The sequence below is a fragment of the Sphingomonas corticis genome (assembly GCF_012035195.1).
GTDB classification, from domain to species: domain Bacteria; phylum Pseudomonadota; class Alphaproteobacteria; order Sphingomonadales; family Sphingomonadaceae; genus Sphingomonas; species Sphingomonas corticis.
The window spans coordinates 1-12,742 of sequence record NZ_JAAVJH010000004.1 but is presented as its reverse complement, the minus strand read 5'-3'; the positions used below and the strand labels follow the sequence as shown (position 1 = coordinate 12,742).

Here is a 12,742-nt window from a genome sequence, read left to right as displayed (position 1 = left end):
GCTCAATCCTCCACGATGCGGCTGTCGGCGCGGGTGTCGCGCATGCGCAGGTAGACGACCAGCGACACGGCGATCATCGCCGTCACGTACCAGTAGAAGCCGCGCTCCCACCCCGCCTTCTTGAAGCTGAGCGCCACATATTCCGCTGTCCCGCCGAATAGCGTGTTGGCCAGCGCATAGGGCAGCGCGACTCCCAGCGCCCGGATGTGCGCCGGGAACAGCTCCGCCTTCACCACCGCGTTGATCGACGTGTAGCCGGTGACGATCACCAGCCCGCCCATCACGAGCAGGAACGCCGTCACCGGATCGCGCGTCGTCTCCAGCGTGGCGAACAGCGGATAGGTGAAGAGGACGCCCAGCACGCCGAAGCCGATCAGCAGCGGCTTCCTGCCGATCCGATCGCTGAGCGCACCCGCGATCGGCTGGAGCAGCATGAAGACGAACAGCGTCGCGCCGTTGATCCGCGACGCCACCTCGCGCCCGAAGCCGGCGGTGTTGACCAGGAATTTCTGCATGTAGATCGAGTAGGCGTAGAAGGCGAGCGTGCCCCCCGCGGTCAGCAGCATCACCACCGCCGCCTCGCGCGGGTGGTGGCGGAACAGCGCCAGCGCGCCCGATTTCGGCGCGTCGGCGGCCCGCGCGTTCTCGAAGCTCTTCGTCTCGGCCAGGCCCCGGCGGATAAAGAAGACGACGATCGCCAGCGCGGCGCCGATCGCGAAGGGGATGCGCCATCCCCACGCCTCCAGCGCCGCCTCGCTCATCGACGCCTGGAGCGCCAGCAGCACGCCGATCGCGACGAGCTGCCCGCCGATCAGCGTGACGTACTGGAAGGAGGAGAAGAAGCCGCGCCGGTTCCGGCCGGCCATTTCCGACAGATAGGTCGCGCTGGCGCCGTATTCGCCGCCGACCGACAGCCCCTGCATCAGCCGCGCGAGGACGAGAAGCGCAGGCGCGAGCAGCCCCACGCTCTCGTAGGTCGGTGCGATGGCGATCAGCAGCGATCCCGCGCACATCAGCGTGACGGAGAGCGCGAGCCCGCTCTTGCGCCCCTTGCGGTCGGCATAGACGCCCATGATCCACGCGCCGAGCGGGCGCATGAAGAACCCCACGGCGAACACCGCCGCCGCGCCCAGCAGTCGGGCGGTCGGATCGTCGGAGGGGAAGAAATGCGGCGCGAAATAGAGCGTGAAGGCGGCGTAGGCGTACCAGTCGTACCATTCGACCAGATTGCCCGTCGATCCGCCGACGATCGCCTTCAGCCGCTCACGCGTGGCATGGCGGGCGCCGTCGTCCATGCCGCCCCCTTCCGTCGGTTACGGCTTGGCGGGCGGGGTGACGGCCAGTGCCTTGTCGTCCTTCGCCGCGGGATCGACCGAGGGCGCGCCGCTGGCGGGGGTGCCCAGGTTGCCGATGTCGCCGGTGTTGGCATCCGATCCGCTGGCGACGTTGGCGGTCGCCTCCGCCACGTTGCCGCCCGCGTCCGCACCGGGCGCCGCGCCGGCGGCGGGGGGCGGCGGCAGCGGCAGGTTCGATCCCTGCTGGTTCAGGTACAGGATCACGTTGGCGCGGTCCTGCGGGTTGGAGAGGCCGGCGAAGGTCATCTTCGTGCCGTTGGCGAACTTGCGCGGGCTGGTCAGCCAGGCGTTCATCGCGTCCCAGGTCCAGGTGCCGCCCACCGCCTTCAGCGCGTCGGAGAAGGCGAAGCCGCCCTTCCCCTGTGCGATCGCCTCGCCCATGGTGCCGTACAGGTTCGGGCCGACGCCGTTGGCCCCGCCCTGGTTGATCGTGTGACAGGCGGCGCACTTCTTGAACACCTCGGCGCCCTTCGCCGCGTCCGCGGTGGGCAGCAGCGCCGCGATCGGCACCGCCGCCGCCTCGCCGCCACCGGCCTCCTCCGCCGCCTCGATCGCGTAGCCCGGCTTCTCCGGCGCCTCGCCGTGGAAGAGCATCCCGCCCACGATCGACAGCCCCAGCGCGGCACCGCAGCCGGCCAGCACCCAGCCAGCAATCGTGTTGTTCCGATCGTCCATGTCGCGCAACCGCCCCTGATTTGTCGCATGGTCCATAGAAAAGCGCTTCCGGCTCCGCAAGCACTCGCCTAACCGCGGGCGCGCCGATGGAGAACTTCGCCGCCCCCGCCCGCCCGATCGTCGACCGCATGGTCGCTGCCGCCGCCGCCGATCCCGCCCGCGCTGTCGCCTTCCAGGGCGCGCCCGGCGCCAACAGCCACGTCGCGGTGACCGAGGCGTTTCCCGACGCGCTGGCGCTCCCGTGCTTCAGCTTCGAGGACGCGATCGACGCGGTGAAGGACGGCCGCGCCGATTGCGCGATTATCCCGATCGAGAACTCGCTCCACGGCCGCGTCGCCGACATCCATTTCCTGTTGCCCGAATCGGGGCTCGTCATCACCGGCGAGCATTTCCTCGCCATCCGCCACGCGCTGATGGCCACCGGCCCGCGCGAGGCCGTTCGCCGGGCGATGAGCCATCCGCAGGCGCTGGGCCAGTGCCGCCACTGGCTGAAGGCGCACGGCATCGCCCCCGTCGCCTACCCCGACACCGCGGGCGCCGCGGCGATGGTGGCGGAGCTGCGCGACCCGGCGATCGCGGCGCTGGCCCCCCCGGGCGCCGCCGCGATCTACGGCCTGCACCTGCTGGCTACCGACATCGCCGACGCGGACCACAACACGACACGCTTTGTCGTGCTGGCGCGTGGCGGAAAGCCGGCGGCGGGCGACGGCCCGTGGATGACGACGCTGACGTTCGAGGTGAGGAACGTGCCCGCCGCGCTCTACAAGGCGATGGGCGGCTTCGCGACCAACGGCGTCAACATGACCAAGCTGGAAAGCTACCAGCGCAACGGCAGCTTCGCCGCGACCGAGTTCTTCGCCGACGTGGAGGGGAAGCCCGGCGACGCGGGGCTGGACCGCGCGCTGGAGGAGCTGGGCTTCCACTCGAAGTGGGTGCGCGTGCTCGGCACCTATCGCCAGGCGCGCAAACGCGGCTAAGCTCGCGGCCGTTCGCCCCCGGGGGCCGCGCAGCGGCGTCCCGAAGGGCAGGTGGTTCGAGACGGGGCGTCGACGGAGCTCAGCCCCTCCTCACCACGAACGGAGGGGGAAATGATGAAGAAGCTGGTTGGAACGTTCCTCGTCGCGCTGCTGGCCACCACCGCCATCGCACAGGAGGCGCCTCGTGCGCCCAAGCGGCCGTTCCAGGTGACCAGCCCCAACGGCGCGCGCGAGGACGCCTATTACTGGCTGCGCGACGACACGCGTAAGAACGCGGACATGCTGGCCTATCTGAAGGCGGAGAACGCCTATGCCGACGCCGTGCTGAAGCCGCTGCAGCCGCTGGAAAAGCGCCTGTACGACGAGGCGCTGGGCCATCTGAAACAGGACGACAGCACCGTTCCGTACCGCGACAACGGCTATTGGTACCAGACCAGGTTCGCGACCGGCGCCGATTACCCCGTGGTGGTGCGCCGCAAGGGCACGCAGACCGCGCCCGAGCAGGTGATCTTCGACCAGCCGAGGATGGCGAACGGTCACAATTTCTTCGCCATCGGCGATTGGTCGGTCAGCCCGGACAACCGCCTGGTCGCCTGGACCGAGGATCTGGTCGGCCGGCGCCAGTTCGTGCTGAAGGTGAAGGACCTTTCCACCGGCCGCCTCCTCGCCGACCGGGTCGGGAACGTGGAGGGCGACATCGTCTGGGCGGGCGACAACCGCACGGTCCTGTACGTCGAAAAGGACCCGGTGACGCTGCTGTCGAAGCGGGTGAAGGCGCACGTGCTCGGCACCCCTGCCGCCGCCGACCGGCTGGTCTACGAGGAGAAGGACGACAGCTTCTATCTCGGCGTCGCGCGCACCAGCGACCGCCGCTACGTCTGCGTCGTCGCGCAGAGCACCGTCAGCGACGAGCAGCGCTGCGCCCCTGCGCTCCAGCCCACCCGCTTCGCCGTCGTGGCGCCTCGCGCGCGCGAGTTCCGCTACAATGCCGACCACATGGGCGGGCGCTGGATCATCCGCACCAACCGCGGCGGCGCGACGAACTACAAGCTGGTCACCGTCGCCGATGCGCAGGCGGCGCGCGGCCCCGCGGCGTGGCGCGACCTGGTGCCGGCGAGCGCGACGACCTTCATCGAGAACTTCCAGCCCTTCGCCGGCTTCACCGCGGTGGAGCAGCGCAGCGGCGGCAACAAGCGTATCCGCCTGCTGACCGACAAGGGCAAGTGGGTGCCGGTGACGGGCGAGGAGCCCGCCTTCACCATGGCGCTGTCGACCAACGAGGAAGCGAACACGCCCTGGGTGCGCTACACCTATTCCTCGCTGGTGACGCCGACCACTACGTTCGAGGTGAACGCGCAGACCGGCCAGCACCGCACGCTGAAGGTCGCGCCGGTGCCCGGCTACACCAAGGCGGATTACGTCACCGAGCGGGTGTGGGCGACCGCGCGCGACGGGACAAAGGTGCCGGTGTCGCTGGTCCATCGCAAGGACGTGGCGCGCGACGGCACCGCACCGCTGTTCCAATATGCCTATGGCAGTTACGGCGTCTCCAGCGACCCGCAGTTCCAGGCGGGGCTGCTGCCGCTGCTGGACCGCGGAATGGTGTACGCCATCGCGCACATCCGCGGCGGGCAGGAAATGGGCCGGCAATGGTATGACGACGGCCACCTGCTGAAGAAGAAGAACAGCTTCACCGATTTCGTCGATGTAACCCGTTATCTCGTCGCGCAGAAGTACGCCGCGCCTGGCCGGGTGGCGGCGATGGGCGGCAGCGCCGGCGGGCTGCTGATGGGCGGCGTCGCGAACATGGCGCCGCAGGATTACGCGCTGATCGTCGCGCAGGTGCCGTTCGTCGATGTGGTCACCACCATGCTCGACGCGTCGATCCCGCTGACCACCAACGAATATGACGAATGGGGCAACCCGGCACAAAAGGCCTATTACGACTATATGCTCAGCTACTCGCCCTACGACAACGTCGCGGCGAAGCGCTATCCGGCGATGTACGTCGGCACCGGGCTGTTCGACAGCCAGGTGCAATACTTCGAGCCGGCCAAGTGGGTCGCCCGCCTGCGCGAGATGAAGACGGACAAGAATCCGCTCGTCTTCCGCGTCAACATGGAGGCCGGGCATGGCGGCAAGTCGGGCCGGTACGAGCGCTACCGCCAGAATGCGGAATGGCAGGCGTTCATGCTGCAGCAGTTGAAAGTGGCGGAATAGGCTCCGGCCGCCTCCATACCCGTGCTCCCGCGCAGGCGCGAGCACTGAAGAAGATTCAGTGTCGCTCCGCCCACCACGTCAGCAGCGTGTGCGCGATGGCGTAGGGCGGCGGCGCGATGAACGGGCCGTCGCCGCCGGCCAGCACCGCGCGGACATCGTCGCGCGTTACCCAGATCGCGTCCTCCAACTCGTGCTCGTCCAGCGTGATCGCGTCGTGCGTGGCGGTCGCGACGCAGGCGACCATCAGCTGCGAGGGGAAGGGCCAGGGCTGGCTAGCGACGTAGCGCACGTCCGTGACCGCCACGCCCGCCTCCTCGCCGATCTCGCGCGCCACCGCCTCCTCGATCGATTCCCCCGGCTCGACGAAGCCCGCCAGCGCGGAATAGCGCCCCGCCGGCCACGACGGCTGGCGCCCGAGCAGCGCGCGCCCGTCGTGCTCGGCGATCATGATGACGACGGGGTCGACGCGCGGGAAATGCTCGGCTCGGCACGACGGGCAGCGGCGCCCCCAGCCGGCGCGGAACATCGCCGTGGCGGTGCCGCAGTTGGCGCAGAAGCCGTGCCGCGCGTGCCAGTCGAGCAGCGCGCGCGCGGTGGCGAAGGTCGCGGCCTCGCCGGGGCGCAGCTGGTCCAGCACGCGGAACAGGTTGGGCGACCGGAACGCGGGCGGTGCGGCGGCACCGGGAACGAAGGCGGCGAACCGCGCCTTGCCCTCGTCGAGGCCCAGCAGGACGAACTCGGCCTCGTCGGGCGCCTCGGTCAGCATCGTCCAGCCGAGGCGGCCGTCGTCGGTCACTTCCGGCTCGAACTCGTGCAGCCGGAGCAGTCGCGACTGCCAATTGCCCATCGCCGCGGCCAGCGCCTCCTCGTCGTGGCGCAGCCGGTCGGCGCGGTCGAGCAGCCCGCCGGTGAAGCCCGGCGCCGTCACTTCCCGTGCAGCCGCGCCGCGTCGGCGGCCAGCGCCTGTGCGACCTCCGCGCGCAGCGGATAGACGCCGTACGGGAAGAAGTTGACCATCACCACGCCGCGCACCCGGCGGTTGGGATCGACGAAGGCGAAGGTGTTCGCCGCCCCGTCCCAGCCGTAGGTGCCGCGTCCGGCCGCGGGCGAATCGGTGAGCGTCACGAAGCCGCCCGCGCCGAACCCCATCGGGGCGGCGGGCAGCTGGTCCAGTTTGAACGTCACGCCCGCGGGAAGCAGGTTCGACATCGCCAGCGCCGCCGTCTCCGGCCTCATCAAGCGCGCCTGCCCCAGCGCGCCGCGGTTCTGCAGCATGTGCAGGAACCGGTCGTAGTCGCGCGCGGAGGAGACGAGGCCCGCCCCGCCGTAGGGGAAGGCGGGCTTGCGCAGGTAGACCGAGGTCGCGGCCGGATCGAGCGGCACCCGCGTCGCGCCCGCGATGGCGTAGTTGGTCGCGAACCGGCCGACGTCGGCGGCGGGCACCTGCCAGAAGGTGGAGGTCATGCCCAGCGGATCGAGGATCCGCGCCTTCACGAAGGCGTCGAACGGCATCCCGCTCGCCTTCTCGATCACCGCGCCCATCACGTCGAGCCCGATCGAATAATGCCATTTCGTGCCCGGCTGGTTCACCAGCGGCGCCTTCGCCACCGCCTCGGCGAAGGCGGCCAGCGAAGTCGGCCGCGTGCGGCTGGCCGGCCCCTCCATCGCGACGTTCACCTGCCCGGGCAGCAGGCCGAGCCGCTCGTATTCCTGCAGCAGCGGCCCCTTTGCGCTGATGTTGTAGCCCAGGCCCGAGGTGTGCGTCAGCAGCTGGCGGATCGTGATCTCGCGCGTCGCCGGCACGCTGTCGAGCGACGTGTCGGGCTGCGTGAGCACGCGCATCGTCTTGAAGGCGGGGAAGTATTTGGACAGCGGATCATCGAGCGCGATCTTCCCGTCCTCCACCAGCAGCATCGCGGCGATGCCGGTGACGGGCTTCGTCATCGAGTAGACGCGCCACAGCGAGTTCGCATCGGCGCGCGCGCCGCCGTCGGCGATCGTGCCCGCGGACACGAAGACGGTCGGCGCGTCGGCCACGCCGAAGGCCCCGACGATCCCCGGCATCTTCTTCTGCGCGACATAGCCGTCGAACAGCGCCTGCGTGGCGGCGAGCGGCTGGGCCGCGGCCGGCGCGGGCCGGGGAGCGGGCGCGGCCTGCTGCGCCATCCCCGCCGCCATGGGCGACGCAACCAGCGCGCCGGCGATACCGAAGGCAAGCAACCGCTTCATCCCGCTCTCTCCCTCATCATCCGGACCGCCTTCAGGAACAGGGTGGGCAGCCCGGCCGCGTCCAGCCGCGCCACCGGCCACCACTCGCCCCCGTCGACGTCCACGGCGTGATGATCGCGCGCGACGGCGAGCGCAAGGTCGATCGTGAAATGGGTGAAGCCGTGCTCGACCCGTGTGTTCAGCAGCAGCCAGTCGGCCGCCGCCGGCGCGCCCGCCAGCCCCGGCGGAGCGTCTGCCCAGGGCCCGGTGGGCAGCGCGCGCATTCCGCCCAGCAGACCCTCCTCCGGCCGTCTCACCAGCAGCACCTCGCCGCCGCGCTCCAGCCAGAACAGCGTGCCGTACCGGTGCGGACGCGCCGCCTTCGGCTTCTTCGCCGGGAACGCCTCCGGCGCGCCGGTCGCGCGCGCCTCGCACCCGCTCGCGATCGGGCAGAGCAGGCATTGCGGGCGCCTGGGCCGGCAGATCGCCGAGCCGAGGTCCATCATCGCCTGCGCGAAGTCGCCGGCCCTCGCGTCCGGCGTGATCGCGCCGGTGGCGGCGCGGATGGCGGCCTTGCCCGATGTCGCGAACAGCCGCGCCACGACGCGCTCCACATTGGCGTCGACCACCACCGCGCGCCGGCCGAACGCGATCGCCGCCACCGCCGCGGCGGTATAGTCGCCGAAGCCGGGCAGCGCGCGCAGCACGGCCTCCGTATCGGGCAGCCGCCCGCCGTGATCCGCCGCGATCACCCGCGCGGCCTTCAACAGGTTGCGCGCGCGGGCGTAATAGCCGAGCCCGGCCCACTGCCCCATCACGTCCGCCTCGTCCGCGGCGGCCAGCGCGTCGAAGGTGGGCCAGCGCGCCACCCACGCCTCGAACCGCGGCCGGACCGTGGCGACGGTCGTCTGCTGCAGCATCACCTCGGACAGCCACACGCGGTACGGGTCCGGCGCTTCCCCCGGCCGCGCCCGCCACGGCAGGTCGCGGCGATGGCGATCGTACCAGTCGAGCAGAAGAGGCGCGATCCGGCGCTTGGCGTCCATGCCCCGGCTATGGCATGAGCGCGGCGATGAGCAAGCGCGTGCGCGCCCCCAAGGAAGAGCCGGAGCGGCAGAATCGCTCGCGCGCGGTCGCCGATCTCCTGCCGGCGGTCGGCGGCGCGGCGTTCCGGCGCTTCGGTTTCGTGCAGTCCGCCGTGGTGACGCGCTGGCCGGAGATCGTCGGCGAGCGGCTGGCGGCGGTCAGTATACCCGAATCGATCCGCTTTCCCGCGGGCAAGAAGGAGGGCGGCACGCTGTCGCTCACCGTGCGCGGCGCGCACGCCGCGATGATGAGCCACGTGACGCCGGAGATCATGGAGCGGGTGAACCGCTTCTTCGGCTATGCCGCGGTGGCGAAGGTGGCGATCCGCCAGGGCGAGGTGACGCCGCGCGCGCCGCGTCGCGCGCCCCCCTCGCTGGCGCCCGCGCCGGTGGATCTGGGCCGCAGCCTGAAGACGATCGCCGATCCCGAACTGAAGGCGGTGCTGGAGGCGCTGGCCTCCGGCGTCGCCGCCCCGCCCGCGCCGCCACCCGTCCTGCCGAAGGTCCGATGATCCGTCTCCTGTCCCTTCTCGCGCTCCTGCTCGCCGTTCCTGCCGCCTCCCAGCCCGCGGCGCGGCCGTGGACCGCGGTCGCGCGGCCGGTGGCGTCGGGCAGCTACCTGATCGGCAATCCCGCGGCGAAGGTGCGGCTGGTCGAGTACCTCAGCTACACCTGCCCGCATTGCGCGCACTTCCTCTCCGAGGGCGGCGCGACGCTGAAGGCGATGGTTCGGTCGGGCTCGCTCAGCATCGAGGTGCGCAACCAGGTGCACGACCGCGTCGATCTCGCCGCCGCCACGCTCGCGCGCTGTGCCGGTCCCGCCGCCTTCCCCGCGGTGCACGACGCGCTGTTCGCGCAGCAGGAGGCGTGGCTGCAACGTGCGATGTACTGGGACCAGGCGAACGCCTCCCGTCTCGCGCTTTATCCCGAACTGGCCAAGCTGCGCGCGGTGGCGGACGGCGCCGGGCTGACCGACATCGCCCGCGCAGCCGGGGTCAACGCCGCCGCGATCGACGCCTGCTTCGCCAAGGACGTGTTCGCCGCGAAGACGCTGGCGGTGTCCAACGCCACGTCCAAGGTGCGCGGCACGCCCGCGTTCGAGATCAACGGCCGGCTGGTGGAGAATGTCGACTGGGCCGCGCTCCAGCCGATGCTCCGCGCCGCCGGCGCCAAGTGAGGATATGATCGTGAAGACACTCGCCGCCGCCCTCCTTCCCCTCGTGCTGCTCGCCGGCTGCGGCGGGGGCGGGAACGAGGCGCCGACCGCGCCCGCCAACTCGGTCGCCGCCGTGGCCGCGCCCGCCGGGCAGGACTGGTCGCAGACCGTCAGCACGACGGAGGGCGGCGGCTATGTGATGGGCAATCCGGACGCGCCGCTGAAGCTGCTGGAATGGGGATCGCGGCTGTGCCCGACGTGCGGCGCCTTCGCCAACGCCGGCATGCGCCCGCTGATCGACAATTACGTGAAGTCGGGCAAGGTGTCGTACGAGTTCCGCGAGTTCCTGGTCCACGGCGCACCCGATTTCGCGCCCGCGCTGATCGGCCGCTGCGCCGGCACCCAGCCCTTCTTCCCCATGCTGGAGGAGATGTTCGCGGCGCAGCCGACCGTCCTGCCGAAGATGGAGGATGCCGGCCAGTTCCAGCAGACGATCCAGGACCAGCCCCCCGGCCGGCAGTTCACCGCCTGGGCCGAGAAGCTGGGCTTCATCGACTTCGCCAAGCAGCGCGGCCTGCCCGAGGCGCAGGTGCGCGCCTGCCTGACCGACCAGAAGGCGATCGACGCGCTGGTGAAGTACATGGACGACGGCGCGAAGGCCGGCGTCACCGGCACGCCCAGCTTCTTCCTGAACGGCAAGAAGCTCGACGCGGTGTCGTGGCAGCAGGTGGAGCAGGCGCTGAAGAACGCCGGCGCCTGATCCCCCATCGGCCGGGCGGGGGGCGATGCGGATCAAGCGGCTCCGGCTGACGGGGTTCAAGAGCTTCGTCGACCCGTCGGACCTGCGCATCGAGGCGGGGCTGACGGGCGTCGTCGGCCCCAACGGCTGCGGCAAGTCCAACCTGCTGGAGGCGCTGCGCTGGACAATGGGCGAGAACAGCCCGAAGTCGATGCGCGGCGCCGGCATGGAGGACGTGATCTTCGCCGGCACCGCGACACGCCCCCCGCGCGATTTCGCCGAAGTGTCGATCCTGGCCGAGGATGCCGAGGCGCAGGAGGTGGAGGTCGTCCGCCGGATCGAGCGCGGCGCGGGCTCCGCCTATCGCATCGACGGCCGCGACGTGCGCGCGCGCGACGTGCAATTGCTGTTCGCCGACGCCGCCACCGGCGCGCATTCCCCCGCACTCGTCTCGCAGAACCGCATCGGCGCGGTCATCGCGGCGAAACCCGCCGAACGACGGCAGATGCTGGAGGAAGCGGCGGGGATCGCCGGCCTCCACGTCCGCCGCAAGGAGGCGGAGACGCGGCTGCGCGCGACGGAGGCGAATCTGGCGCGGCTGGACGAGGTGATGGCCGACGCCGAACAGCGCGCATCGGCGCTGCGGCGGCAGGCGCGGCAGGCCGAGCGCTACCGCGCGCTGTCCGACCAGATCCGCGTGGCGGAGGCGCGAATGATCTTCGCCCGCTGGCGCGACGCGGCGCAGGCGGCGGAGGCGGCCAAGGCGGAGGCCGCCGCGGCGGAGGCGGCGGTCGCGGCGGCCGGCGCAGCCGAGGCGGACACGCTGGCCGCGCAGCGCGCCGCCGCGGGGCAGCTCGCCACCGCGCGCGCCGCCGCCCTCGCCGCCCGCGACGCGGCGACCGACGCCGGCCACCAGCTGACCCGCACGCGCGAGCAGCGCCACGGCCTCCAGCGCCGGCTGACGGAGATGGAGGCGACCGCGCGCCGGCTGGCCGAGGATCGCGCGCGCGAGGATGCGCTGGCGCAGGACGCCGCGGACGCGCTCGCGCGGCTGGCCGAGGAAGCGCGCGCGCTCGACCGCGACATCGCCGCGGCGACGGCGCAGGTGCCCGCACTCGACGCGGCGCTGGCAGGGGCGGAGCGGCACGCGCGCGACATGGAAGTCGCGCTGTCGCAGGCGCTGTCGGCGCAGGCCGCGGAGGCGGCTGAGCGCCGCGTCGCCGAGGCCGCGCACGCCGCCGCCGCCGCCCGCCGCGACCGCGCGCTTCGCGAGGCGGCGGCGGCGGCGCAGGCGCTCGCCGCGCTGGACGACGCCGCAGCGCTGGAGGCGGAGCGCGAGGCGGCGGCGGCGCGGCAGGAGGCGGCGCGAGGCGCCGCGGCGAAGGCGCGCGCCGCACTCGACTGGGCGGAGGCGAGCGAGACGGAAGCCGCCGCCGACCGCGACCCGGCCGAGAGCGCGCGTGCCGCCGCCATCGCCGCGCTGGCGGCGCTGGACGGCGAGGCCGCGGCGCTACGCCGCGCCACCGCGCAGGCGGGCGATCGGCTGCTCGACGCGGTCAGCGCCGATCCCGGCTTCGAGCGGGCGCTGGCGGCAGCGCTGGGCGACGAGCTCGAGACCTCGATCGCCGACTGGCACGGATCGGCCGCGGCGCCGGGCGACCCGCCCGCTCCCGTCGGCACGCTTCCGCTGGCGGCCCGCGTCGCCGCGCCCGCGGCACTGGCGCGGCGGCTGGCGCAGATCTTCCTGGTCGAGGTCGATTCGGACCAGCCGCTCGCGCCCGGCCAGCGGCTGGTGACGCGCGAGGGCGCGGTGCGCCGGTGGGACGGCTATGCCACGCAGGGCGGCGGCGCCGCGGCGGCGGAGCGGCTGGAACGACGCAACCGGCTGGCCGCGCTGGAGGCGGAGCGCCCGGCCGCCGAGGCCGCGGTGGAGGTTGCCACGCAGCGCCGCGCCGCGATCGACGATCGGATTTCCCGTGCGCGTACCGCGGCACAGGGCGCGCGCGCGCTGCTGGCGCAGGGCGAAACCGACATGCGCACCGCGCAACGCGACGAGGACCGCGTCGCCGCGCGGATCGAGCGACTGGCGACGCAGCGCGCCGACATCGCCCGCCGCACCGACCGCGCCGAGGCCGACCTGGCCGAGGCGGCGGGCGAGGTCGCCGCGACGCGCGCGGCGCTGGACGCGCTGCCGGACGGCCGGGCCGCAGCGGCGGAGGCCGCGCGGCTCCAGGCGGAGGCGCAGGCGGCGCGCGCCGCGGTGGCGCTCGCCCGCGCCGTCAGAACCAACCACGACCGCGCGCTAGCCGGCGCGCGGGAACGGAGCG

Annotated in this window: 11 protein-coding genes; 6 read left to right on the top strand and 5 right to left on the bottom strand. The window is 72.4% G+C overall.

The window, feature by feature from the left end; all coding sequences use genetic code 11:
* Positions 1-2: 2 nt before the first annotated feature.
* The gene (locus HBH26_RS07290; protein ID WP_168133976.1) at positions 3-1,295 is read right to left on the bottom strand and encodes an MFS transporter; all 1,293 of its coding nucleotides are present in this window, start codon (positions 1,293-1,295) and stop codon (positions 3-5) included.
* 18 nt (positions 1,296-1,313) lie between these two features.
* Positions 1,314-2,030: a c-type cytochrome gene (locus HBH26_RS07285; protein ID WP_168134248.1), complete on the bottom strand. Its 717-nt coding sequence runs from the start codon at positions 2,028-2,030 to the stop codon at positions 1,314-1,316.
* A gap of 86 nt (positions 2,031-2,116) precedes the next feature.
* On the opposite strand from HBH26_RS07285, the gene HBH26_RS07280 reads away from it, so the two are divergent.
* The gene (locus tag HBH26_RS07280; protein WP_168133975.1) at positions 2,117-3,007 is read left to right on the top strand and encodes a prephenate dehydratase; all 891 of its coding nucleotides are present in this window, start codon (positions 2,117-2,119) and stop codon (positions 3,005-3,007) included.
* 111 nt (positions 3,008-3,118) lie between these two features.
* Positions 3,119-5,227, top strand: coding sequence for a S9 family peptidase (locus HBH26_RS07275; protein ID WP_168133974.1), 2,109 nt, complete (start codon positions 3,119-3,121; stop codon positions 5,225-5,227).
* Between the two features lie 55 nt (positions 5,228-5,282).
* Here HBH26_RS07275 and nudC read toward each other — a convergent pair whose 3' ends face one another.
* From nudC to HBH26_RS07260, 3 genes are read right to left on the bottom strand one after another with little or no spacing between them, the layout of a single operon-like run.
* Complete coding sequence (gene nudC, locus HBH26_RS07270) at positions 5,283-6,155, bottom strand: NAD(+) diphosphatase (RefSeq protein ID WP_168133973.1); 873 nt, start codon at positions 6,153-6,155, stop codon at positions 5,283-5,285.
* Positions 6,152-7,456: a serine hydrolase domain-containing protein gene (locus HBH26_RS07265; protein WP_168133972.1), complete on the bottom strand. Its 1,305-nt coding sequence runs from the start codon at positions 7,454-7,456 to the stop codon at positions 6,152-6,154. The genes nudC and HBH26_RS07265 overlap by 4 nt, the downstream gene beginning before the upstream one ends.
* The gene (locus HBH26_RS07260; RefSeq protein WP_168133971.1) at positions 7,453-8,481 is read right to left on the bottom strand and encodes an A/G-specific adenine glycosylase; all 1,029 of its coding nucleotides are present in this window, start codon (positions 8,479-8,481) and stop codon (positions 7,453-7,455) included. The genes HBH26_RS07265 and HBH26_RS07260 overlap by 4 nt, the downstream gene beginning before the upstream one ends.
* Before the next feature lie 14 nt (positions 8,482-8,495).
* Between HBH26_RS07260 and HBH26_RS07255 the strand changes: the two genes are divergently transcribed.
* The 4 genes from HBH26_RS07255 to HBH26_RS07240 all read left to right on the top strand — a co-directional run.
* Entirely contained in the window at positions 8,496-9,032 is a 537-nt protein-coding gene (locus HBH26_RS07255) for a DUF721 domain-containing protein (RefSeq protein WP_168133970.1), read from the top strand.
* Positions 9,029-9,697, top strand: a complete 669-nt coding sequence (locus HBH26_RS07250; protein WP_168133969.1) for a thioredoxin domain-containing protein — start codon at positions 9,029-9,031, stop codon at positions 9,695-9,697. The genes HBH26_RS07255 and HBH26_RS07250 overlap by 4 nt, the downstream gene beginning before the upstream one ends.
* A gap of 4 nt (positions 9,698-9,701) precedes the next feature.
* Positions 9,702-10,436, top strand: coding sequence for a DsbA family protein (locus tag HBH26_RS07245; protein ID WP_209308418.1), 735 nt, complete (start codon positions 9,702-9,704; stop codon positions 10,434-10,436).
* A 25-nt stretch (positions 10,437-10,461) separates the two neighbouring features.
* On the top strand, positions 10,462-12,742 hold a 2,281-nt coding region (locus HBH26_RS07240; protein WP_168133967.1), incomplete at its 3' end, for an AAA family ATPase.